Here is a 23,553-nt window from a genome sequence, read left to right as displayed (position 1 = left end):
TTCATGGGTTTTCCCCGTGGTTGTCCACAGGAACTGTGGATAATCGCCGGGCGTCGTACCCTAATTCAGTCACGCTATGTCGAAAAAAAATACGCCTGCCCAATACAGCGAAGCGTCCATCAAGGTCCTGAAGGGCCTTGAACCGGTCAAGCAGCGCCCGGGCATGTACACCCGCACCGAAAATCCGCTGCACATCATTCAGGAAGTCATCGACAACGCCTCTGACGAAGCGCTTGGCGGTTACGGCAAGCAGATCCTCGTCACGCTGAACAAGGATGGTTCGGTGAGCGTCGAGGACGACGGCCGGGGTATTCCCGTCGGCATCCACCCGGAAGAGGGTGTGCCGGTCGTCGAGATCGTCTTTACGCGATTGCATGCGGGCGGCAAGTTCGACAAGGCGGCCGGTGGCGCCTACACCTTTTCGGGCGGCTTGCATGGGGTTGGCGTGTCGGTGACGAACGCCCTGGCAACGCGACTGGCCGTCACGGTCTGGCGCGACGGTCATGTCTCCGAGCTGGAATTCGCCGATGGCGGCAACGTCGACGTGGCATTGCACTCGCGCGCCGCACAACGCGGCGAGAAAAAAAGCGGCACGCGCGTCACCGTCTGGCCCGATTTGAAGTACTTCGATAATCCCACGCTGCCGCTGAGCGAGCTGCAACGGTTGCTGCGCTCGAAGGCGGTGCTGCTGCCGGGCGTGCGCGTCACGTTGCGTCAGGAGAAGACCGGCGACGAGCAGACGTGGTGCTATGAGCATGGCTTGCGCGGCTATCTTGTCGAATCGCTGGGCGGCGCCGAGCCGCTGATTCCGCTGTTCGAGGACGAGCGCTTTGCCGATGGCAGCGATGACAGCTTCGCCGAAGGCGAGGGCGCGGCCTGGGTCGTGGCATGGACCGAAGACGGCGCGCCGGTGCGTGAGTCGTATGTCAACCTGATTCCCACACCGGCCGGCGGCACCCACGAATCGGGTCTGCGCGAAGGGCTGTTCCAGGCGGTGCGTGGTTTCATCGAACTGCACAATCTGCAGCCCAAGGGCGTGAAGCTGCTGCCGGAAGACGTCTTTTCGCGCGTGTCGTTCGTGTTGTCCGCGAAGGTGCTCGATCCGCAGTTCCAGGGGCAGATCAAGGAGCGCCTGAACAGCCGCGACGCCGTGCGTCTGGTGTCGTCCTTCACGCGTCCAGCGCTCGAGTTGTGGCTCAACCATCATGTCGAGCATGGCAAGAAGCTGGCCGAACTCGTGATTCGTCAGGCGCAGGCGCGCACGCGCGCGGGCCAGAAGATCGAGAAGAAGAAGAGTTCCGGCGTAGCGGTGCTTCCGGGCAAGCTGACGGATTGCGAGACCGAAGACATCACGCGCAACGAACTGTTCCTGGTCGAGGGCGACTCGGCGGGCGGCTCGGCGAAGATGGGGCGGGACAAGGAGTTTCAGGCGATTCTGCCGCTGCGCGGCAAGGTCCTCAACACGTGGGAGACCGAGCGCGACCGACTCTTCGCGAACAACGAAGTGCATGACATCGCCGTGGCCGTCGGTGTCGACCCGCATGGCGCGAACGACACGCCTGACCTGTCGAATCTGCGCTACGGCAAGATCTGCATTCTCTCGGATGCCGACGTCGACGGCTCGCATATCCAGGTGCTGCTGCTCACGCTGTTCTTCCGCCATTTCCCGCAACTGATTGCGAAGGGTCATGTGTATGTGGCACGCCCGCCGCTCTATCGCGTGGATGCGCCGGCCCGTGGCAAGAAGCCCGCACAGAAGCTCTACGCACTCGACGAAGGCGAACTGGAAGCGATCCTCGACAAGCTGCGCAAGGATGGCGTACGTGACACCGCATGGTCGATCAGCCGCTTCAAGGGGCTGGGCGAAATGAGTGCCGCGCAGTTGTGGGAAACCACCATGAATCCCGACACCCGCCGGTTGAGCCCCGTGGCGCTTGGCGGCCTCGATTTCGATGCGACCGTGGCGCGCATGAACATGCTCATGGGCAAGGGCGAGGCGGCGCAGCGTCGCAGCTGGCTCGAAGCCAAGGGCAATGAGGTGGAAGCCGACATCTGAGCGGATTCCCGGCATCGGTGCAGTGGCGGGTGCCTCACGCGCCGGCAGGCCAGCGTGAGCGCTCACATCGTGGGATAATCCACCCTTCACCCTTCCGGGAGTCGCGTTATGTTGCGTTCCATGCGTTGCCTTTTTGTGTCGCTGTTGGTTGCCGGCGCAAGCGCCACCGCGCTGGCACAGTCGGCTCAGCCGCGCGTCTTCTTTGTGGCGCCGACGGACGGCGCAACGGTGTCGAACCCGGTCGCGGTCCATTTCGGCGTCGAGGGCATGGCGATCAAACCGGCTGGCGACATGACGCCCAACACCGGTCATCACCATCTCATCATCGACGGCGATCCCATTCCCGCAGGTCAGGTTGTCCCCACGGACGACACGCACCTGCATTTTGGTAAAGGCCAGACCGAAACGAGCGTCAATCTGACGCCCGGCGATCACAAGCTGACGTTGCAGTTCGCCAACGGTGCTCACCAATCGTACGGTCCCGCCATGAGCCAGACCATCAAGGTGCATGTCAAAGGTCGGTAACTTCACCGTTTCGATGGCGCGCCGCATTCGAGCGATCTGCCGACATTGCGCGCTGCGACGTTTCGTCGGGCCCGTGCTGGCTGCCGCGCTGCTTGTCGCGACGCCATTCGCACACGCCGAACTCTATGGTTATGTCGATGAGAACGGCGTCGCCCATCTCGCGGCACGCAAGCTCGACGCGCGTTATCGTCCGGTCGTCGGGGCGGGCGGCAACGTCGACCTGCGTGCGTCGCACGGCGATACGGCCAGTGGCGTGGATCGCTCGCGCCTGTACGATGCCCTTGCCCGACATCCCAATCTGAAGACGCTGGCGCCCGTGATCGCGCAGGCTGCGCAGCGTTATCACGTCGATGTGGCGTTGCTCAAAGCGGTCATTGCGGCGGAGTCGGGATTTGATAGCGCCGCAGTGTCACCCAAAGGCGCCGTTGGCTTGATGCAAGTGCTTCCGTCAACGGGCGAGCGCTACGGCGTGCGCGCAGACGCGCGACGCACGGTCGCCGACAAGCTCGCCGATCCGCGGACGAATGTGCTGACCGGAGCCCGCTATCTGCGTGATCTGCAAACGCGTTATCCCGACCGTCTCGAACTGGTGCTCGCGTCGTACAACGCGGGCGAGGGGGCGGTGGCGCGTCACGCCGACCAGATCCCGCCGTATGCCGAGACGCGCGACTACGTGGCGACCGTGCTCGCCCTTTATCGACGCTTCGATCCCGATGCGCCCGCGCTGGGGCAGGGCGGCGGGGCGATACGTATGAGCGGGGCGAGCCCGGGCGGCGCTCACGTGGGGCGCGTTGGCGGTGCGCGCGTGAGCGGCTCGCGCGACGGTCGCATCCACGTCATTCTGGGTGCGCCGTCCGGACTGCCCGTCGTGCCGGCTGCTATGCCGAATGCGTCGGTCCGAGCATCGGCGCAAGGGGCGCTGTCGTCTTCGCCAACGATCGATTGAGGCACCCCAGCAACGCCACCAGGGGCGGCGTCAGGAAGGCGCCAGCGGCGCTGTCGCCGGTCGATTCCCACGGTCTGACGCTCGGATTTGTCCGAAATGCGTGCGCAATCCCGCCGATTCCCGCGTCCTCCGATCCGAAAACACGTCTCGCTTTGCCAATCGGACGTGTTTTTGCCGAAATGTGCCGACGAGCTTGGTATGATCTCGCGGTCAACGTCTCCCCGAACTCTCGTCAAACGTTCGCAGCAAACCCATAGGTTTTATGGAACAAGTAGAAGATCTCTTTACGCAACCGTCGGATGACGACACGCTGACGCTCGGCGCATATGCCGAGCGTGCCTATCTGGACTATGCGATCAGTGTTGTCAAAGGCCGTGCACTGCCGGATGTGTGCGACGGCCAGAAGCCGGTGCAGCGCCGGATTCTGTTTGCAATGAATGAAATGGGCCTCGCGGCCGACGCCAAGCCGGTGAAGTCGGCGCGCGTGGTCGGCGATGTGCTCGGCAAGTTTCACCCGCACGGCGACCAGTCCGCCTATGACGCGCTGGTGCGTCTCGCGCAGGACTTCTCCATGCGCTATCCGCTCATCGACGGTCAGGGTAATTTCGGCTCGCGCGACGGTGACGGCGCGGCGGCCATGCGTTACACCGAAGCGCGTCTGACGCCGATCGCGAAGCTGTTGCTCGACGAGATTGACGCGGGCACTGTGGACTTCGTGCCGAACTACGACGGCTCGACGCAGGAGCCGCGACTATTGCCGGCGCGCCTGCCGTTCGTGCTGCTCAACGGGGCGTCGGGGATTGCCGTGGGGCTCGCGACGGAAATTCCGTCGCACAATCTGCGCGAAGTTGCGTCGGCGGCGGTTGCCCTGATTCGCAACCCGAAGCTCGACGACGCCGAATTGATGACGCTCGTGCAGGGACCGGACTTCCCGGGCGGCGGCCAGTTGATTTCGAGTGCGGCGGAAATTCGCGCGGCCTACGAAAGCGGCCGTGGCAGCCTCAAGATGCGCGCGCGCTGGAAGATCGAAGAGATGGCGCGAGGTCAGTGGCAGGCGGTGGTCTATGAGCTGCCGCCGAACACGTCGGGTCAGAAGGTGCTCGAGGAAATCGAGGAAATCACCAACCCAAAGGTCAAGCTCGGCAAGAAGACGCTCACGCCCGAGCAGCAGAATCTCAAGCAGTCGATGCTCGGCATGCTCGACGCGGTGCGCGACGAATCGGGCAAGGACGCCCCCGTGCGACTGGTGTTCGAGCCGAAGTCGAGCCGCATCGACCAGCAGGAATTCATCACGATGCTGCTCGCGCACACCAGCCTTGAGTCGAGCGCGTCGGTCAACCTCGTGATGGTCGGCGCCGACGGCCGCCCGACGCAGAAGTCGCTGCGCGACATTCTGTCCGAGTGGATCGGATTCCGCTTCGAGACGGTCACACGTCGTTCGCGCCACCGTCTGGGCAAGGTCGACGACCGGATTCACATCCTCGAAGGCCGGATGATCGTCTTCCTGAATATCGACGAAGTCATCCGCATCATTCGCGAGTCCGACGAGCCGAAAGCCGCGCTGATGAGCGCGTTCGGGTTGAGCGAGCGTCAGGCGGAAGACATTCTGGAAATCCGTCTGCGTCAGCTGGCGCGTCTGGAAGCGATCAAGATCGAGCAGGAGCTGGCGTCGTTGCGTGACGAGAAGGCGAAGCTCGAAGAATTGCTCGCCAACGACAGCACGATGAAGCGTTTGATCATCAAGGAAATCGAAACCGACGCGAAGCAGTTCGGTGACGATCGCCGCACGCTGATTCAGGAAGAGAAGCGAGCCGTGGCCGAAGCGCGTGTGGTCGACGAGCCGGTAACGGTCGTGGTGTCCGCCAAGGGGTGGGTGCGCGCGCTCAAGGGCCATGGCCTCGATGCACAAGGCTTCTCATTCAAGCAGGGCGACGCGCTGTATGGCGCGTTCGAATGCCGCACCGTGGATCCGCTGATCGCGTGGGGCAGTAATGGCCGCGTCTATTCGGTGGCTGTGGCGCTATTGCCGGGCGGGCGGGGCGACGGCGTACCGCTCACGTCGTTGATCGAACTGGAGTCGGGCTCGCGCTTGCTGCATTACTACGCGGCGTCGGGCGAGCAACCGCTGCTGCTGGCAACGTCGACGGGCTTCGGTTTTACGACGAAGCTGGGCGATATGGTCAGCCGAGTGAAGGCCGGCAAGTCGTTCATGACCATCGACGAAGGTGCGGCACCGCTGGCCCCCACGCCAATTTGGCAGGGTGCCAGCGCGGTGGCGTGCCTGTCGAGCGACGGTCGTCTGCTCGTGTTCGGCATGGACGAAATGAAGTCGCTCACGGGCGGCGGACGCGGTGTCACGCTGATCGGTCTCGATGACAAGCAGACGCTGGTGTCGGTCGTGCCGATCGGCGAAGCGGGCGTTACCGTGTATGGCGAAGTGCGCGGAGGCAAGCTTCAGGCCGAGACGCTCTCTGGGCCGTCGCTCGCCCCGAACATCGGCAAGCGCGCCCGCAAGGGACGTGCGCCCGCAGTCAAGTTCGCGACGTTCAAGCCGCGTTCGCTCGAGCCGGTACTGCCGGCCGCCCCTTCGGCATCCTGACGGGAGTCACGCATGAACGTTTATGCCTTGAGTTTGTTCTTGCATCTGGTGAGTGTGGCGGTCTGGATCGGGGGGATGTTCTTTGCGCTCGCCTGCCTGCGTCCGGCGTCCTCCGAATTGTCGCCGCAGCAACGTCTGCCGTTATGGGAGGCGGCGCTCTCGCGCTTTTTCACCTGGGTCGGCGTGGCCATCGTTCTGATCCTGCTGTCGGGCGGACACATGATGCTCGGGATGGGCGGCATGCACGCCCGTTGGCCCGTGCATGCGATGGCCGGCATTGGCGTGGTGATGATGCTCGTCTTCGGTCACATTCGCTTTGCGCTGTTTCCGCGTCTGCAACGCGCGGTGCAGGCGCAGTCGTGGCCGGACGGCGCTGCCGCGGTCAATGGGATCCGGCGGCTCGTGATCCTGAATCTTGTATTGGGCGTCGTCGTCATCGGTCTGGCAGCGTCGCTGCGCGGCTGATTGCGGGCCTCGCGGGACCTCATGCGCCAGGCGGCGTCGTCTCATGAAGGCGGCCCGCCACTTCGCGGCAAATCGCGACGAACGCCTGCACCAATGGGCTCGCGTCGTCGCGACGCTTGGCCAGCAGCAGGGGCGTGTGCGCGTCGGGCTCGCTAAGGTCCATGAAGCATGCGCCCTCGATCTGGATGCATCGCACGGCGGCCGGGAGTATCGCCACGCCCAGCCCGCTCGCCGCGAGTGCCACGATGGTGGTCGACTCGCGTGCTTCCTGTACGACGCGCGGCGAAAAACCAGCCCGCTCGCACATCCGCCGTATTTTTCCATCGATCGCCGTGCCCACATCGTGCGGATGCATGATGAACGCCTCATGGGCGAGGTCGGCCATGGACAAGCTTGCGCGCCCTGACAGCGCATGACCCTGGTGCAAGACCACAACCAGCGCTTCGTCGATCAATGTCTCGAAACTGAGCCCCGCGATTGGCGGCGCGTCGTCCGCCTGACGCACCAGGCCAATGTCCAGCGTGCGCTCGGTGAGCGCGTCCCGTTGCCGCTCCGAAGGCGATTCGATCAACGTCAGCGTCACGCGCGGATATCGCAGGCGATAGCCGGTGAGGACCCGTTTCATCAGATTCGTCATCGGTGCGGACGTCGTGAACGCGATGCGCAATTCCCCGGCGTCGAGTCCCGCAATCTGTTGCACCTCCTGACGAGCGGCTTCCGCGTCGGCGAGGATCTGACGCGCCCGCACGAGGAACGCCCGCCCGGCGGTGGTCAGGAAAACGCGTCGCTGTGCGCGCTCGAAGAGCGCCACGCCCAGTTCGTCCTCCAACGCACGGATCTGCATCGAGAGCGGCGGCTGGCCGATATTGAGCTTCTGCGCCGCACGGCTGAAATGCAACGCTTCAGCGACGGCCACGAAGTAGCGCAGATGACGCAGTTCCATGCTTCAGTCCTCGATTGATCTGTTTTATATATGGATATATCGCGTAAATATATATTGGACGTGGGGTAACGGCAAACCTATCATTCGGTGTATATATTTCCCCCCAAGACTCGCGTGAGTCGCTCCAGCGTCATGGCATCAACCAACTCCCTTTCTCTTCCCAATGGCGCCGCCGCAGGCGTCGGTACGCCGGCATCGAAGCTTCCGGCGGGTGTCGCGCGCGGCACTCGTGAATATGCCGTCATCAGCCGGGCCCTCTTTTTCGGCGGGTTCTCGACGTTTGCCCAGCTGTACTGCATGCAGTCGCTGTTGCCGCTGCTGACCACGACGTTCGGCATCACACCGGCACAGGCGAGTTGGTCGGTCTCGGCAGCCACGATGATGATGGCGCTGGGTCTGCTCGTGACCTGTGTCGCCGCAGATCGTGTGAGCCGCAAGCGCATGATGACCATGGCGCTGCTCAGTTCGTCGGTGCTCACGCTTGCGAGTGCGTTCTCTACCAACTTCGAGACGATCGTCATCCTTGGCGCCCTCAAGGGCTTGGCGCTCTCCGGACTGCCCGCCATCGCAATGGCATACCTGAGCGAGGAAATCGATCAGCGCTCGCTTGGAATGTCGATGGGGCTCTACATTGGCGGGAACATTCTCGGTGGCATGGCCGGACGCGTGCTGTCCGCGTTGATTGCCGACCTGTTCTCCTGGCGCGTGTCGGTGGCGGTGATCGGGCTGGTCTGTCTGGCGATGGGGCTGGAGTTCGCCCGCAGCCTGCCGCATTCGCGTCGTTTTTCGCCGCGCGACATGACGGTGCGCGAAGCGATCGGACATGCGCGGCGGCACCTCGGTGATCCGGCGCTGCTCGGCCTGTACCTGTTCGCCGGCCTGATGATGGGCAGCTTCGTGAGCGTCTACAACTATCTGGGCTTTCACCTGTCGGCGCCGCCGTTCCATCTGCCGCACGCCGCCATTGGGGCGATCTTTGCGATGTATCTGATCGGCGTGATTGGCTCGTTCATCGCGGGACCGCTGTCGGACCGCGTGGGACGTCCCCGACTGCTGTGGGTGCTGGTGGCGTTGGCGTTCGTGGGACTGGTGACCCTGCTGGCGTCGCAAGTGCTGGGCGTGGTAATCGGTCTCGCGATCTTTACGTTCGGCTTCTTTGGGGCGCACACCGTCGCCAGCAGTTGGGTGGGGCGCCGCGCGACCGAAGGGCGGGCGATCGCCTCGGCCCTATATCTGTTTTTCTACTACATGGGCTCCAGCGTGCTCGGCAGCTACTCAGGCGTCATGCTCAAGTCGCACGGCTGGCACGGCGTGATTGCTCTGCTGGCGGTGGCGGTTGTGATATCGCTTGCTGTCGCGATAGCCATGCGACGCGCTTACGGCAGCGGCAAGCCGCGCTGATCGTTACCGGCAACGCGCGCCAACGCGCAGAACGATTCCCCGGTCCCTGAACCGGAACGTCCGAGCACGCCGAACATAGGCGCGTGACGCGCGATCAAGGCGTCGCCGGCGCGATGCCCACCTCGTTTCCGTCACCCCGATCCCATGGGGGCACACCGCCGAACGCACCGACCAGGAAGTCGATCATGACGCGCACGCGCGCGCTGAGGTGTCGGCGGCTCGGGTACATGGCGAGTATGTCGATTTCAGGCAGACGATAGTCGGGCAGCACCTGAACGAGCTTGCCCGCACGCAGATCGTTGCCGATCAGGAACGTGGGTTGCCAGATGATGCCTTGTCCGGCCAACGCCGCCGCGCGCGCCGTATCGCCGTTATTGGTATGCATGTGGCAGTCGACCCGCACGGCGTGGGTGTTGCCGCCACCGTCGATCAGTTGCCACTCGTCGCCGGTGGCCGCATACGTGTACCCGATACAGCGATGCGTGATCAGGTCCGCCGGCACGGTTGGATGTCCGTCGCGGTCGATCATCTTCACGTCGACATTCGTGGGTTACTCGTTCGCGTTTCCCGGTACGGCAGCCTACGCGGCGAGCAAGGTCGGGCTGAACGGGTTGACGCAGGCGCTTGCCGCCGAGTACGGTGCGCAGGGTGTGCGCGTCAACGCCGTGTTGCCCGGCGCCGTGGACACGGAGATGCATCGCGACATGAACGACACCGACGCGTCGCCATCTCAATGCATTCACTGAAAAGGAAATCACTCATGGACCTGCAATTGAAGGGCAAACTCGCGCTGGTCAGCGGAAGCACGGCCGGCATCGGTCTCGCCATTGCCAGCACACTGGCGCAGGAAGGCGCGCGCGTGATCGTCAATGGTCGCGCCCAGTCATCGGTCGACGACGTCGTTGCGCAACTCAAAGCGGACACCGGCGGCGAGGTGTACGGATTTGCGGGGGATCTCAGTACGGCTGCGTCAGCGGACGAACTCGCGCGGCGCTTTCCGAACGTGGAGATTCTGGTCAATAACCTGGGCATCTTCGAGCCCAAGCCGTTTGAAGCCATTCCCGACGAGGACTGGCAGCGTTTCTTCGACGTCAATGTGCTGAGTGGTGTGCGTTTGGCGCGTCTGTTCCTGCCGGCGATGCGGCAGGCCAACTGGGGGCGCATTATTTTCATTTCAAGCGAAAGCGCCGTACAGATTCCCGCTGAAATGATCCACTACGGGATGACGAAGACCGCGCAGCTTGCGGTCTCGCGTGGGCTCGCGGAAGCGGTTGCCGGCACGGGCATTACCGTCAATAGCGTGCTGCCGGGGCCGACCAAATCGCGGGGCGTGGGGGAATTCGTGGAGACGCTCGCAAAGGCCGACGGCAAATCGTTCGAAGCGTTCGAAAAGGAATTCTTCGAAACCGTACGTCCCACATCGCTCATCAAGCGATTCGGTTCGCCGCAGGAAATTGCGTCCCTCGTGGCATACGTCGCCAGTCCGCTGTCGTCGGCGACGACAGGCGCCGCGTTGCGAGCCGATGGGGGCGTGATCAAGAGCGCCTTCTAGACCCACACGAGCGTTGGGCCGGCGCTGCCCAGTGCTGGCTCGATGAAGGGTCGACGGGGGTGGTTGTAGTTAGAGGAGGGAGACGGCCGTAAGGCGGCACGCCTCCCATCACAACGCCATGTGCCGAGCGTCAGGCGAGTTCGGCGATCAGCTCGATCTCGACGCAGGCGCCCAGCGGGATCTGTGCGACGCCGAAGGCCGAACGCGCGTGCTTGCCGGCATCGCCGAAGACTTCCGCGATCAGTTCCGACGCGCCGTTCGTCACCAGGTGCTGATCGGTGAAGTCCTGCGTCGAGTTGACGAGGCTCATCAGCTTCACGACACGCTTGACCTTGTTCAGGTCACCCGTGTGCGCGTGCAGCGTGGCGATCAGTTCGATGGCCACGGCGCGTGCCGCGGCTTTGCCTTCGTCGACGCTCACGTCCTGGCCGAGCTTGCCCGTCCAGATCTTGCCGTCTTTCTTGGGCAGGTGGCCCGAGAGGAACACGGTGTTGCCGGTCTGCGCACTCATCACGTAGGCGGCGGCGGGCGCGCCAGCGGTCGGCAGTTCAATACCCAGTTGCTTCAGTTTGTCGTAGACGGACATGTACGGCTTCCTTGCAGATACGTTGGGCCGGACCGAGACATCGGCCCGACAGGTGGGTTGAAAGTGGGCCGATGACCGCGTCCGTCGGCGACCGGCCTGAATCGCTTCAGGCCGGCAGGGGCGACAAACGGATCAGGCCGCGCGCCGCGCGAGCGCTTCGGCGACGAGCGCCCCGAGGCGCGCAACGCCTACCTCGATTTTCTCGGGCGGCACGGTGACGAACGACAGCCGCAGCGTATTCGAGGGCGGCGTGCCGACATAGAACGGCGCGCCGGGCACGAAGGCGACATTCTGCGCAATCGCTTTATCCAGCAACTGCATGGTGTCGATGCCGGCGGGCAATGTCAACCAAATGAACATGCCGCCGGCCGGTGGGGTCCAGGTGGTGCCCGTCGGCATGTGCTTAGCCAGTGACGCGAGCATCGCCTTCGCCTGCGCGGCGTAGAGCGTGCGGATCGACGGGATGTGCGTGTCCAGGAAGCCGTCTTTCACGACCTCGTAGGCAATGCGCTGCGTGAGACTCGGTGTGTGCAGGTCGGCGGCCTGTTTGGCCTGCACCAGCTTGGCGATCACTGCCTGTGGGCCGATGATGAAGCCGAGGCGCAGCCCCGGCGCGAGCACCTTCGAGAACGATCCCATGTAAAGCACATGCGCCGGGGCGAGCGACATGAGGCTCGGCAGGCGCTGGCCTTCATAGTCGAGTTCGCCATACGGATCGTCTTCGATGATCGCCAGGCCGTCGCGCTTGGCAACGGCGGCCAGCGCTTCGCGGCGCGCCATCGGCAGGCGGCGTCCGGTCGGGTTCTGGAAGTTCGGCATGGCATACAGGAAGCGCGCACCCTTCGTTTGCTCGGGCGTGAGCGCCTCGGGCAGCAGACCGTGGTCGTCGGTCGGCACCGGCACATACGTCGGAGCGAACAGCGAGAACGATTGCAGCGCGCCCAGATAGCTCGGCGCTTCGACCAGCACGCGGCTGCCTTCGTCGATGAAGATCTTGCCGATCAGGTCCAGGCCCTGCTGCGACCCGGTGGTGATCAGCACGTTCTCGGGCGCGAGCGTCAGGCCGTCGCGCGAGTAGCGCTTCGCGATCCATTCGCGCAGCGGAGCGAACCCTTCGGTGGCGCTGTATTGCAGTGCGGCCTGCGGCGAGTCGGTCAGTACGCGCTCGGCGGCCGCGCGCATGCGCTCGATGGGGAAGGTCGCGGGCGACGGCAGGCCGCCGGCGAACGAAATGACGTCCGGGCGTTCCGTGACCTTGAGGATTTCGCGAATCGCCGAGCTGGTCAGATGGCGGGCACGTTCGGAATATTGCCAATCATGCATGAGGGTCTCGCTTTGAGAGGGCGGCCGGATCGACCGGCCGCTGATATCGGGCGTTGCGCGTGCCGAGCGCGTGGGGGCTGGCGCAAACGCCTGGGGGAGACGCGTCGCGGGGCAGGGATCGCATGCGCCGCGACGTGCCTTCAGACCGGTTTGCCCGTGAGTCGCGAGGCGCCGATCTTCATGTGCTTGCCGAGTGCGATCGTCAGGACGACGCCCGCGGCGAAGAGCCACGTTGCCGTGTCGACGTGTTCGCCGAAAAAGAGGGCGGACAGCGCAATCGTAAAGAAAATCTGAAGCAATTGTACTTGGCCCACGCGTGCGATGCCGCCCATGGCCAGACCCGCATACCACGCGAAGAAGCCGATGAACTGCGAGAAGAGCGTCACGTAGGCGAACGCACCCCATGCCTTGCCGCTGACCGGCCACGGCTGATGCCACGCCAGCCAGCCCACCGGCAGCACCAGCACTGGCGCCGACACCACGAGCGCCCAACAGATCACCTGCCACCCGCCCATCTCGCGGGCGAGCTTGCCGCCCTCGGCATAGCCGAGCGCACCGATGACCACCGCCAGCAGCATCAGCCCATCGGCCGCATGCAGACTGCCGCCCCCGGCGCGCAGCGCGAAGGCCATCACCAGCACGCTGCCGGCGAGGGCACAGCCCCAGAACCCGCGCGACGGACGTTCGCCGCCGAGCCAATAGGCGTAGATCGCGACACAGAACGGCTGCAAGCCGTTGACGACCGCGCCGTGCGACGCGGGAATCGTCTTCATCGCCCATGCGGAAAACACCGGGAACGCAATGATCACGCCCAACGAGGTGATGGCGAGACTCTTGATCTGACGTGGCGTGGGCCACGCCTCGCGACGCCACCAGAGCAGGGCGCCCGCGAACACGGATGCGACCAGCGCGCGCCCCAGCCCATTGAGCAACGGGTTGACTTCCGCGACGACAATGCGTGTCATCGGCAACGTCAGGCTGAAGATCAGCACACCGATCAGTCCGATCAGCATGCCCCGGGATTCACGCGAATTCATGGTGTCGCCTCGTATGTCTGGTTCTGCGTCATCCGCCCGTCATGCGGTGTGCCGGGCGTTCGGTGCGGCGGGCCTAGCGCAACGTGCGCGGCCCGTCGGGGGTCTCGATTTCGGCGGTGAGCGACGGCTCGACCAGCGTGGCTTCGACGTTGACGAGTGCGTCGGCCCCAAGCCACTGCAATTGCGCCTGGATCGCCGCCGCCTGTGGATGGAAGCCGCGCAACGCGGTAACGGCACAATCGGCGCTCGGCAGCGCATCGCTCGGGTGCTGCGCCGAATCCCATTGGATCAGCGTCGGCAGCAGACCTTGTCCGGCGCCTTGCCAAGCGGGCAGACTGCCGTCGTCGGGCACGCCGATCCGCCACGACAGCGCGCCGCGCTGCATCGCCATGACTGGCGCCAACCGCTGCGGATACTGCGCCTGCCAGCGTGGCAGCGAGCGCGGCCGCTCCACGCGCGCCACCCAGTGCGCGAGGTAGGGGCCGCGCTCGAGGCGCGCCTGAACGGCCTCGTCGTCGAGGCCGAACCAGCGCGGCCGGTCTGGCGGCGGGGCTTCCGGGTCGATGGCGATGATCTCTAGGTAAGCGCCACCCCAGAGTCCCAGCAAACTGTTGTGCGTGCCCATGCGGGCGTGCTTGCCGCCGCGCTGCGGTACGAGCTCGGTGAGGCCGAGCTGCTCGATGACATGGGCTTCGCCCGCCTCCAGCGTTTGCGCGGCAACGACGAGATGATCCAGTTTCAGGGCTTGGGGTGCGGTCATGGCGGGTTCGGGCGGCAAAATCGATAGCTTACTCCGCCTCGTTCCTTCGTCGGGTCATCCACGCGAGAGTCGCGTCATCGTCCGATTGGCCATGCGCACGGCGAGATCGCGCCACGCCAGTCGCCACCCGGCGCGCACGAGGCGCTTGCCGGCAGACGCGGTGAGTGTGGCCGCGGGATGGCTCACGCGCAGACGCACGCCGTCTTGCCATGTGCCCAGCCACACGCGCTGACCGGCCCGAATCTCAAAACTCTCGCCGGCGTGCAGCCAATGGTCGGCGGGCTCACCTTCCACGGTCAGCCACAGGACACCTTGCAGCACTTGAAGCGATTGCGGCAGGTCGGCAGCCGGGGCCTGCCAGAAGACGGTCTGTTCCCGGTCCAGTTCGAAGAGTCGGATTTCACGCATGGCGGTCTCCAGTTGAGAGGACACTTTAACGGTTAACTCCGGTACAGTACCGGTACAGATGGCAAAGTAATCTTCGGTACAGTTAAGGATTGACAGAGAATTTGGCGCGCGTAGAGTGGCGACCGATGGACAATCCCCGCAATACCGGGCCGACGCGCAGCAGACACTTTGACCGCGAAGCGGCGGTCAGCTTTGCCCAGGTGGATAGACGATGACGACAACGACCCCCATTTCCCCGCTGGTGCTGGCCGACAACGCCGCGCTCGACACGTCGCGCATGACGCTTGTCGATCAGCTCGTGCATTGGGCGAGCCTGCGCATCGAGGAACGAGTCTTCCTGCCCGGCATGCGCATGCCGTCGATTCGCTCGCTGGCGGAAGACAAGCGTGTGTCGCGCTTTTCCGTCGTCGAGGCGTACGAGCGGCTGGTCGCGCAGGGCTATCTCGAGGCGCGGCGCGGCTCGGGTTTTTACGTGCGCGAGCGGCCTGTGATGCCCGCGCAGAACGCGGCGGCGCCGATGCTCGCGCAGGGGCCGATCGACGTGGCCTGGCTCGTGCGCAGCATGCTTCACTCGGTCGCGCCGGAGCGCGGTCCGGGCATGGGCTATCTGCCGCCGAGCTGGCTCGATGCCGACATGATGACGTCCGCCATGCGCTCGATGAGCCGTCAGTCGAGCGCGCATCTGCTCCAAAGCGGTAACCCGCATGGCTTCCTGCCGCTGCGCGTGCAACTTCAGACACAACTCGCGGAACTCGAAATCGGCGCGCGCCCCGAGCAGATCGTGTTGACATCGGGCATTACGCAGGCGGTGGACTTTCTGCTGCGTCTGTACGTGCGCGCGGGCGATACGGTGCTGGTGGGAGACCCGGCGTGGTTTGTCATGTTCGGCCGCATCGCGTCGCAAGGCGCCCACACCATTGGCGTGCCGTACACCCCGGACGGACTCGACATGCCGGCGCTGGAGCGCCTGGTGCAGCAGCATCGGCCCAAGTTGCTGATCCTCAATTCGATCCTGCAGAATCCGACCGGAACGTCGCTGACGGCGGCGCGCGCCTTCCAGATCCTGCGTCTGGCCGAGCAGTACGACTTCATGGTGCTCGAAGACGACATCTACTGCGACCTGTGCCCGTCGCACCAGCCGGTGGCGCGACTGGCGAGTCTCGATCAGCTCAAGCGCGTGATCTACATGGGCAGCTTCTCGAAGACGCTCGCCGCGAACCTGCGGGTGGCGTTCGTGGCGTGTTCGCCGGCGCTGGCGAAGACCTTCGTCGATCACAAGATGCTGTCTGGCTCGACGACGCCGGAGATCAACGAGCGGATCGTCTACAAGGCGCTGACCGAGGGGCATTACCGGCGTCACGTAGAGCGCTTGCGTACGCGTCTCGACGAGGTGCGCGACACCACGCGCCGGCGTCTGGAGCGCATTGGCCTGCGCATGTTCGGCGAACCGACGTCGGGCATGTTTTTCTGGGTCGACACCGGCGTCGATACCAGCGCGGTTGCCGCCGCGGGGCACGAAGCGGGCTTCCTGTTCGCGCCGGGGGCGTTGTTCTCGCCGCGTCAGGCGCCGAGTACCTGGATGCGCATGAATATCGCCTGTTCCAGCGATCCCGCCATGCTGACCTTCCTCTCGCGGCAGCTCGAACTGGCCGCCTGAGTGGGCGTGGGCGCGAGCCCGATGGTGGCGGTTCGACCGTCTCACTGGCACGGCGCTTCGCCAGGTTTTGCCGTAATTTCCCGTATCGTCGCGCAAGCTGCCGCGAAATAACCCTTCTGCCGGCCTTGAAATGCCGGCCCGCCGTCCCTATTTTCATCGGGTACCGCCGCTCCGGCAGCGCGCGCGCAAGTGCGCCGGCCGGCGGTCAGTGTCGATATTCCATCCATCTCACCGATTCACGAGGATTCCCGACCATGGCGCAAGACACCATGAGCTTTCAGGCAGAAGTCAAACAGCTTCTGCAACTGATGATTCATTCGCTGTACAGCAACAAGGAAATCTTCCTGCGCGAACTGATCTCCAACGCTTCGGATGCCGCCGACAAGCTGCGCTTCGAGGCGATCAACGACGCCGCGCTGTACGAGCAGGATCCGGAACTCAAGATTCGCGTGTCGTTCGACAAGGACGCCCGCACCGTCACCATCGAGGACAACGGCATCGGCATGAGCCGCGAGGAAGCCATCGCGCATCTCGGCACGATCGCCAAGTCCGGCACCAAGGAGTTCTTCTCGCGCCTGTCGGGCGATCAGCAGAAGGACGCCGCTCTCATCGGCCAGTTCGGCGTGGGCTTCTACTCGGGCTTCATCGTGGCCGATCGCATGACGGTCGAGTCTCGCCGAGCCGGGCTGCCGGCTTCGGAGGGCGTGCGCTGGTCGTCGGCGGGCGAGGGCGACTTCACGGTCGAGACCATCGAGCGCGCCCCGCGCGGCACCGCCATCACGTTGCATCTGCGCGACGGCGAAGACGAACTGCTCTCGTCGTGGCAACTTCAGTCGATCATTCGCAAGTATTCGGATCACATCTCGCTGCCGATCGTCATGCGCGGCGAAACATGGGACGAAGAAAAGCAGGCGATGGTGCCCGCCGAGTCCGACGAGACCGTCAACCAGGCGAGCGCGCTGTGGACCCGCAGCAAGAGCGAGATCACGGACGAGCAGTACACGCAGTTCTATCAGCACATCGCGCACGATATGCAGGCGCCGCTGGCATGGACGCACAACCGCGTCGAAGGACGCAGCGAATATACGCAACTGCTGTACGTGCCGGGCCATGCGCCATACGATCTATGGGATCGCAATTCGCAGGGCGGGCTGAAGTTGTACGTCAAGCGTGTGTTCATCATGGACGACGCGGAACAACTGCTGCCGAACTACCTGCGCTTCGTGCGCGGGGTGGTCGACTCCGCCGATCTGCCGCTCAATGTGTCGCGTGAAATCCTGCAGGAAAGCCGCGATGTGAAGGCGATCCGCGAAGGCTGCGCAAAGCGTGTGTTGGGACTGCTGGAAGATCTGGCCGAGAACCAAAAGGACAAGTACACGCAGTTCTGGGGCGCGTTCGGGCAGGTGCTCAAGGAAGGTACCGGCGAGGATCAGGCGAACCGCGAGCGCATTGCCAAGCTGCTACGCTTCGCGAGCACGCACAACGACTCGGCCGAGCAGAACGTGTCGCTGGCCGACTACGTCAGCCGTATGAAGGACGGTCAGGACAAGATTTACTACGTCACGGCCGAGAGCTGGGTGGCGGCAAGCCATAGTCCGCACCTGGAAGTGTTCCGCAAGAAGGGCGTGGAAGTATTGCTGCTGACCGATCGCGTCGACGAGTGGATGCTCTCGTACGTGCACGACTTCGACGGCAAGGCGCTCGTGAGCGTGGCGCGTGGCGACCTGGATCTGGGCGCGCTGGAAGATGCGGGGGAAAAGGCCGCCCAGGAGAAGACCAGCGGCGACCTCAAGCCGCTCATCGAGAAAATGAAGGAAGTGCTCGGCGACAAGGCCAAGGACGTGCGTGTGACGTTCCGTCTGACCGATTCGCCGTCGTGCCTGGTGTCGGATGAGAACGACATGAGCGGCACGCTCCAGCGCTTGATGAAGGCGGCGGGGCAGAAGATGCCGGAATTCCGTCCGATTCTCGAAATCAACCCGGAGCATGCGTTGATCCAGCGTCTGACGGCAGAGCGTGCCGATCTGGCGGACTGGGCGCAACTGCTGTTCGATCAGGCGCTGCTGGCCGAAGGCGGCAGCCTGGAAGATCCGGCGGCGTATGTGAAGCGTACGAACGCGTTGCTGCTCGCCGCGCAGTGAGCGCGCCAGTGCAGACCGCGCAGCGCTGACCATGGCGTTGCCGATGGGCCCCCGCGTCGATATGTCGCGGGGGCCTTTTGTTTTTGGGTGCGAGCGTTACGGGGCGGCGGATCAAGGGTGTCGGACCGGTGTCCGCAGACCGGCTCCAATGCCGCCGCTGCGCGACGTGTGGGCGGTGCGTCGTCGCCTTGCGCCTTTATAATGCCGAGCCATGACTTTCCGATTTGATGTGGGGGGGCGGCGCTGGCAGGCTGTCCCGGCGCCGGCGCTTTCGCGTCGTCATAAAGATTGGCTTACCCGGGGCGGCGCGCTCACGCGTCATCTGTCGACCCTGGGGCGCGTGAGCGTGCGCGTCGTGGCGGAGCGAGTGATGCCCGCCGACGCGGACCAATGCCGCGCCATCGGTGTGCCATTGCGCACGCCGATGTGGGCCCGCGATGTCATCCTGCTGGTCGACGGCGAGCCAGTGGTCGTGGCGCACAGCGTCACGCCGCTCGCCTATAGCCGCTCGATCTGGCAGGCTATGCGTCGCTTGCGTACGCGACCGCTGGCCGATCTGCTCTATCACGATCCCACCGTCACGCGGTCCATGCTGGTGTCGTGCCCGCTTGCGCCGCGTCATCTGTTGCACGGCCGTGCGCGTCATGATGCGCGCGACCCGCTCGTCGGTGCGAATCCACGCGCGCGGTTGTGGGCGCGTCGGTCGGTCTTCGTACGCCGAGGCGCGCCGTTGCTTGTCACCGAAGCGTTTCTGCCGCGTTTCTGGCGGCGTTTGGAAGCGACGCACGGTGCGCTGGCTCACGACGGATGCGTGTCATGACGACGAACCTCATCCCTGAGCGCAAACGCAACTTTCCGCCGGTGGTGGACGCGCAAACGCGCGTGCTGATTCTCGGCAGCCTGCCCGGCGACGTCTCGCTCGCGCATCAGCAGTATTACGCGCATCCACAGAATCGCTTCTGGCATCTGGTGGGCGATACGATCCGCGTCGACCTGCCGTCGCTCTCCTACGATGCGAAGCTGCAGGCGCTGCTCGCCCATCGCATCGGGTTGTGGGATGTGGTGGCCGAGGCCCGGCGCAAGGGCAGTCTCGACAGCAATATCCGCGACCATACGGGCAACGACCTGATGGGGCTCATCGAGACACTGCCAGGTATCGAGGTGGTTGCATTCAACGGCGGCACGGCGGCCCGGTTGGGCATGAAAGTGCTGGCGCATCATGCGCAGCGGTACCGGACCGTGATGCTTCCCTCCAGCAGCCCGGCCTACACATTGGCCTACGCAGAAAAGCTGCGCATGTGGCAGGCATTGACCGCGTGACGGCCTGTCGAGCGGCGCGTCCGGGGTAGCTCGGTCATGCCCGCGCGTGGCTGCACGCAACTGTGCGAGGCGCGATTCGTAGCGATCCACGGGTGTCGGTGCATCAAACCCTGGCTGAACCTTTGGACTTGTCGTTCGAGCCGACGACGTTGCGGATCAACTGATCCATCTCCTTGATGATGTCTGCAAGCACCTGCGTGATCACCGCGAACTCCCTGCCATGCTCTCCCGCCCGAGCCGCCGAGATGCGCGCATTGAGCGCAACGATGTTGGCTTGCATCGAAATACCGCTGAGGCGCTCCACGAGGTCGGTCTGGCGTTTGCGCACGGCAACTTCGCAACGGTGCATTTCCTCCTGATAGGCCTGCGTAACAGTCTGTAGCAGGTCAAGTAGCGGGGTGGCCTGTGCGACCAGCGCATCGAGGGATGACGCTTGCCGATGGGTGTCCGCCAAAGGGGCGTCTATCACGGCGCTGACCTGGGCGATGAAATCACGGATACGTGCGTCGGCGCGCGGACTGCCGAAATAAAGCTGCTGCAAGGCGCTGGAGAACGCGCCAGGGAAACGCTCATTGCCCGTCGCGAGATCCGAATGCGCCGACTCGAACATCGACAGACATTGACGTGCGATATCGAGCGCGGCCGTGTCCCCACGCGAAGCGAGCAACAACTGAAGGATGATCCGTTGCGACAGCATGCGCTGCCTGCCGGAGAGGTTGATCAATGTGCCGAGGGTTTCGGCGGACACTTCGGCCTCGGTTGATTGCGTAGAAAAAGCGTTCATGCCATGCCTTACAGAGAGTGTCGACGCAGAGGCGCGCCGTGCTGAGCGGCAAAGCAAAAGCGCCCCGAAGCGAGATGCCTGCGAACCGGTTGCCCGGTGCGTGGTCATCTCGCTTCGGGGCGCCATTGCCCGGGACGCTCCTTTTCGGAGCATGTCATCGCGACTTGCCAGTTTGTTTTCAGGCCGCCGTTGGCCTGTGCGTGTCTTCTGCAATATCCATGCCATCGCTCATTGCAGCGGCCCTGGGCGTCGGGGCGCAGCGAAATGGTGCGGCGGATCCTGCCCGGGGCACTGATCTTGTGCCGGATGCGTCATCGCGACGCGTGCGTTGCGGCGTCTCGACGGGGCGGGAAGCGAACCCGGTACAATGCGTTCCCATCGGAATCTCCCGAGTTTCATTGAAGGACACATGACCCTCATCAAACGCAAATCCATCGAAGCCGAAGCGTTCGTCAGCGACGAGCGCACCGCCCGTTCCCCCCGTCCCGCGTACAAGCCGCGTTTCGCGCCGGTGACGTTTTCCGAAATGGGTGGCGTGCGTTACCTGCACTTCGGCACCCCGTGGGTGCAAGGGGCAATGCGTCTGTCCAAGCCTGACCGGATCGAGCTGGAATACGCGCAACAGATGATGGCGTGGCTGCTGTTCATGCGTGCGCCCAAGCACGTGGTGCAACTGGGTCTCGGCACTGGGTCGCTTACCAAGTTCTCGCATCGCCAGTTCCCGCGTACACAGGTCACCGCCGTGGAGCTGAACCCGGCCGTGGTCGTGGCGGCGCGCACCATGTTCAGCCTGCCCGATGACTCGCGCCGATTGAAGGTGCTGGAAGCGGATGCCTGGGATTTCGTCACCGACCCGGCGAGACATGGCACGGTCGACGTGTTGCAAGTCGATCTCTACGACGCGACCGCACGTGGCCCGGTGCATGACACGCCCGCGTTCTACAAGGCCTGCCGCGCCACGCTGAGCGCACCCGGCATGCTGACGACGAATCTGTTCGGCGATCACGACAGCTATCCGAAGAACATCCGTCGCCTGCGTCAAGCTTTCGATAATCGCGTGATCGAATTCCCTGAAGTGCACGACGGCAACGTGATCGTGCTGGCCTTCAACGGTCCGCTGCTCTCGGTGGAGTGGAAGGATGTGGAAGCCCGCGCGAAGGTGGTGGAAGCCGCCACGGGCCTGCCGGCCAAGCGTTGGGTCAAGCAGCTTCGCTCGGCCAACGGCGACGGTGGTCCGGTGCTGACGATCTGACGTCAGAGCGTCGGCGCATTTCGGCGCACCTCTGCGCATCTCGGCGCGGCGATGCCTGTCGGGGATGTAAAAAAAGCCAGCCGCGAGGCTGGCTTTTCATTGGGTGCGACGGACGTGGCCTTCTCAGGCTGCGACTTCCTCGATGCTCAGCGTCTCGCCGCCGGCCACGATCGCCAGCAGGCGGTCGACGTTCGGGTGCGCGCCCGGACGATTGCGCGCATCCGCCGTGTGTTCGCCGAAGACCGCCAGCCCGTGCTCGGCCGCTTTGGCGTCAAGCGTGCCAAAGGCCTGCTTCAGATAGTGGTACACGGCGAGCGAGCCTTGCTTGCCCGGTGCGTTCTCGATGGTCGCCACGACTGCGCCCGTGCCGTCGCGTAGCGCAATGCGCGCGATGCCCTCGATGCTGCCGACGGCGGCCATCTGTGCGAGGTTGTCCTTGAAGACCGGGGTCGGTTCGATCATTGCCATGGGGGTGCGGCTCCTGCGGTTACGTTGCGTTCGAAAAATGTTGCGGGCCGAATGGTATCACTCCGGCCCGCGCCGCTTCACACAACGCTCACGGGCGCCGCCATTGCAGGATCGTCAGCGTCAGCACGCCTGCGATCAGGCCCCAGAACGCCGAGCCGATGGACAACAGCGTCAGGCCCGACGCCGTCACCATGAACGTGATGAGCGCCGCTTCGCGCTGGCGCATGTCGTGCATGGCGTTGGCCAGGCCGTTCATGATCGAGCCGAACAGGGCGAGCGCGGCAATCGAGACCACGAGGGCCTTCGGAAACGCCGCGAACAAGGCGGCGATGGTCGCCCCGAACGTGCCCGCGATCAGATAGAACGCGCCGGACCATACGGCGGCCGTGTAACGCTTGGCCGGGTCCTCGTGGGCTTCGCGTCCGGTGCAGATGGCTGCCGTGATGGCCGCCAGATGGATACCGTGCGAGCCGAACGGCGCGAGCAGCACCGAGGCGATCCCCGTCGTCGAAATGAGGGGAGAGGCCGGCACGGTGTAACCGTCGGCACGCAGCACGGCGAGCCCGGGCACATTTTGCGAGGCCATCGCCACCACGAACAACGGGATCGCGATGCTGATCGTGGCCGACAGCGAGAACGAGGGCGTAGTCCACACGGGCTTCGCAAGCGCGATGTGGAAGTGGCTGAAATCGAGCAAGCCTGCGCCGCCCGCGACCGAAGTGCCTACGATCAGCGCCAGCAGAATGGCGTAACGCGACGCAAACCGTTTGACGACGAGATACGTGAAGAACATCGCAAGCACGAGCGCCGTCTGGTGCTGCGCCGCGACGAAGATCTCCAGCCCGATGCGAAACAGGATCCCCGCGAGCAGCGCAGACGCCAGCGCTGGCGGTACGCGGCGCATGATCGTCTCGAAGCCCCCGGTCAGCCCACACAGGGCGATGAGGGCATTGCAGACGATGAACGCGCCGATGGCCTCGCCATAGGGCACGCCCGGTAGCGAAGTAATCAGTAGCGCGGCGCCCGGCGTGGACCACGCCACGACCACCGGCGTGCGATAGCGCAGCGATAGCCCGATGGTCGTCACGCCCATGCCGATGGAGAGCGCCCAGATCCACGACGAAATCTGCGCGGGGGTGAGATGGGCGGCCTGTCCGGCCTGGAACATCAGGACGAGCGAGCTGGTGTAGCCCGTCATCATGGCAACGAAGCCGGCGACGATGGCCGACGGCGACGTGTCCGCCAACGGCCGGAGCGGTGGCAGGGGAGTCGTGCTGGACGTCATGATGGGAAGCGGTCTCTGGGTTCTTGTTACGTTGTTGGTGCGTTG

21 protein-coding genes and 2 pseudogenes are annotated in these 23,553 nt (G+C 64.5%); 13 read left to right on the top strand and 10 right to left on the bottom strand.

The annotated features are described in order from the left end of the window. Positions 1-76 precede the first annotated feature (76 nt). The 5 genes from PCE31106_RS09390 to PCE31106_RS09370 all read left to right on the top strand — a co-directional run bounded on the left by PCE31106_RS09390 (position 77) and on the right by PCE31106_RS09370 (position 6,591). Positions 77-2,056: a DNA topoisomerase IV subunit B gene (locus PCE31106_RS09390; protein ID WP_150563080.1), complete on the top strand. Its 1,980-nt coding sequence runs from the start codon at positions 77-79 to the stop codon at positions 2,054-2,056. A gap of 120 nt (positions 2,057-2,176) precedes the next feature. Beyond that, positions 2,177-2,581, top strand: coding sequence for a DUF4399 domain-containing protein (locus PCE31106_RS09385; RefSeq protein ID WP_150563125.1), 405 nt, complete (start codon positions 2,177-2,179; stop codon positions 2,579-2,581). Continuing rightward, a complete protein-coding gene (locus PCE31106_RS09380) occupies positions 2,565-3,527 on the top strand; it encodes a lytic transglycosylase domain-containing protein (RefSeq protein WP_254440962.1) in 963 nt (320 codons plus the stop codon). Before PCE31106_RS09385 ends, PCE31106_RS09380 begins: the two co-directional genes overlap by 17 nt. 262 nt (positions 3,528-3,789) lie before the next feature. After that, entirely contained in the window at positions 3,790-6,126 is a 2,337-nt protein-coding gene (gene parC, locus PCE31106_RS09375; RefSeq protein WP_017234907.1) for a DNA topoisomerase IV subunit A, read from the top strand. A gap of 12 nt (positions 6,127-6,138) precedes the next feature. Next, positions 6,139-6,591 carry a CopD family protein gene (locus PCE31106_RS09370; RefSeq protein ID WP_017234908.1) on the top strand — a complete coding sequence of 151 codons (453 nt, stop codon included), beginning with the start codon at positions 6,139-6,141 and terminating at the stop codon, positions 6,589-6,591. A gap of 19 nt (positions 6,592-6,610) precedes the next feature. On the opposite strand, the gene PCE31106_RS09365 is transcribed toward PCE31106_RS09370, so the two are convergent. Beyond that, entirely contained in the window at positions 6,611-7,534 is a 924-nt protein-coding gene (locus tag PCE31106_RS09365) for a LysR substrate-binding domain-containing protein (protein ID WP_017234909.1), read from the bottom strand. 114 nt (positions 7,535-7,648) lie between these two features. Here PCE31106_RS09365 and PCE31106_RS09360 point away from each other — a divergent pair, with 114 nt between their 5' ends. Further along, positions 7,649-8,935, top strand: coding sequence for an MFS transporter (locus PCE31106_RS09360; RefSeq protein ID WP_254440961.1), 1,287 nt, complete (start codon positions 7,649-7,651; stop codon positions 8,933-8,935). A gap of 94 nt (positions 8,936-9,029) precedes the next feature. On the opposite strand, the pseudogene PCE31106_RS09355 reads toward PCE31106_RS09360, so the two are convergent. Continuing rightward, positions 9,030-9,455 (bottom strand): annotated as a pseudogene (locus tag PCE31106_RS09355) (substrate binding domain-containing protein); the annotation flags it as partial. A 1-nt stretch (position 9,456) separates the two neighbouring features. Here PCE31106_RS09355 and PCE31106_RS09350 point away from each other — a divergent pair. Together PCE31106_RS09350 and PCE31106_RS09345 are read left to right on the top strand one after the other, a co-directional pair. Beyond that, positions 9,457-9,660: pseudogene (locus tag PCE31106_RS09350) on the top strand (SDR family oxidoreductase); the annotation flags it as partial. A gap of 35 nt (positions 9,661-9,695) precedes the next feature. Then, complete coding sequence (locus PCE31106_RS09345; RefSeq protein WP_150563078.1) at positions 9,696-10,487, top strand: SDR family NAD(P)-dependent oxidoreductase; 792 nt, start codon at positions 9,696-9,698, stop codon at positions 10,485-10,487. Positions 10,488-10,617: 130 nt separating this feature from the next. Here the strand turns inward: PCE31106_RS09345 and PCE31106_RS09340 are convergent, their stop codons facing one another. The 5 genes from PCE31106_RS09340 to PCE31106_RS09320 all read right to left on the bottom strand — a co-directional run bounded on the left by PCE31106_RS09340 (position 10,618) and on the right by PCE31106_RS09320 (position 14,601). Then, positions 10,618-11,073: a RidA family protein gene (locus PCE31106_RS09340; protein WP_150563077.1), complete on the bottom strand. Its 456-nt coding sequence runs from the start codon at positions 11,071-11,073 to the stop codon at positions 10,618-10,620. Positions 11,074-11,205: 132 nt separating this feature from the next. Further along, a complete protein-coding gene (locus PCE31106_RS09335) occupies positions 11,206-12,396 on the bottom strand; it encodes an aminotransferase-like domain-containing protein (RefSeq protein WP_017234915.1) in 1,191 nt (396 codons plus the stop codon). A gap of 140 nt (positions 12,397-12,536) precedes the next feature. Continuing rightward, positions 12,537-13,433, bottom strand: a complete 897-nt coding sequence (locus PCE31106_RS09330; RefSeq protein WP_150563076.1) for a DMT family transporter — start codon at positions 13,431-13,433, stop codon at positions 12,537-12,539. Positions 13,434-13,506: 73 nt separating this feature from the next. Further along, positions 13,507-14,193, bottom strand: coding sequence for a VOC family protein (locus PCE31106_RS09325; RefSeq protein WP_150563075.1), 687 nt, complete (start codon positions 14,191-14,193; stop codon positions 13,507-13,509). A gap of 54 nt (positions 14,194-14,247) precedes the next feature. Next, positions 14,248-14,601, bottom strand: coding sequence for a DUF2917 domain-containing protein (locus tag PCE31106_RS09320; RefSeq protein WP_017234917.1), 354 nt, complete (start codon positions 14,599-14,601; stop codon positions 14,248-14,250). A 211-nt stretch (positions 14,602-14,812) separates the two neighbouring features. On the opposite strand from PCE31106_RS09320, the gene PCE31106_RS09315 reads away from it, so the two are divergent. The 4 genes from PCE31106_RS09315 to PCE31106_RS09300 all read left to right on the top strand — a co-directional run bounded on the left by PCE31106_RS09315 (position 14,813) and on the right by PCE31106_RS09300 (position 19,719). Beyond that, positions 14,813-16,258, top strand: a complete 1,446-nt coding sequence (locus PCE31106_RS09315; protein ID WP_017234918.1) for an aminotransferase-like domain-containing protein — start codon at positions 14,813-14,815, stop codon at positions 16,256-16,258. Between the two features lie 254 nt (positions 16,259-16,512). Then, complete coding sequence (htpG, locus tag PCE31106_RS09310) at positions 16,513-18,399, top strand: molecular chaperone HtpG (RefSeq protein ID WP_150563074.1); 1,887 nt, start codon at positions 16,513-16,515, stop codon at positions 18,397-18,399. A 211-nt stretch (positions 18,400-18,610) separates the two neighbouring features. Continuing rightward, positions 18,611-19,219, top strand: a complete 609-nt coding sequence (locus tag PCE31106_RS09305; RefSeq protein WP_017234920.1) for a chorismate--pyruvate lyase family protein — start codon at positions 18,611-18,613, stop codon at positions 19,217-19,219. Then, positions 19,207-19,719, top strand: coding sequence for a DNA-deoxyinosine glycosylase (locus tag PCE31106_RS09300; RefSeq protein ID WP_150563073.1), 513 nt, complete (start codon positions 19,207-19,209; stop codon positions 19,717-19,719). The genes PCE31106_RS09305 and PCE31106_RS09300 overlap by 13 nt, the downstream gene beginning before the upstream one ends. A 103-nt stretch (positions 19,720-19,822) precedes the next feature. Here the strand turns inward: PCE31106_RS09300 and PCE31106_RS09295 are convergent, their stop codons facing one another. Next, complete coding sequence (locus PCE31106_RS09295) at positions 19,823-20,503, bottom strand: methyl-accepting chemotaxis protein (protein WP_017234922.1); 681 nt, start codon at positions 20,501-20,503, stop codon at positions 19,823-19,825. Positions 20,504-20,912: 409 nt separating this feature from the next. Here PCE31106_RS09295 and PCE31106_RS09290 point away from each other — a divergent pair, with 409 nt between their 5' ends. Beyond that, positions 20,913-21,755: a class I SAM-dependent methyltransferase gene (locus tag PCE31106_RS09290; protein ID WP_150551407.1), complete on the top strand. Its 843-nt coding sequence runs from the start codon at positions 20,913-20,915 to the stop codon at positions 21,753-21,755. A 123-nt stretch (positions 21,756-21,878) separates the two neighbouring features. Here the strand turns inward: PCE31106_RS09290 and PCE31106_RS09285 are convergent, their stop codons facing one another. Together PCE31106_RS09285 and PCE31106_RS09280 are read right to left on the bottom strand one after the other, a co-directional pair. Further along, complete coding sequence (locus PCE31106_RS09285; RefSeq protein ID WP_150551534.1) at positions 21,879-22,217, bottom strand: DUF2322 family protein; 339 nt, start codon at positions 22,215-22,217, stop codon at positions 21,879-21,881. 94 nt (positions 22,218-22,311) lie between these two features. Beyond that, positions 22,312-23,508: a benzoate/H(+) symporter BenE family transporter gene (locus PCE31106_RS09280; RefSeq protein WP_017234925.1), complete on the bottom strand. Its 1,197-nt coding sequence runs from the start codon at positions 23,506-23,508 to the stop codon at positions 22,312-22,314. Between the last annotated feature and the right edge of the window lie 45 nt (positions 23,509-23,553).

It is taken from the genome of Pandoraea cepalis (genome assembly GCF_902459665.1).
GTDB classification, from domain to species: Bacteria; Pseudomonadota; Gammaproteobacteria; order Burkholderiales; family Burkholderiaceae; genus Pandoraea; species Pandoraea cepalis.
The sequence above is the reverse complement of the archived record's forward strand: the minus strand, read 5'-3'. Positions and strand labels throughout refer to the sequence as shown.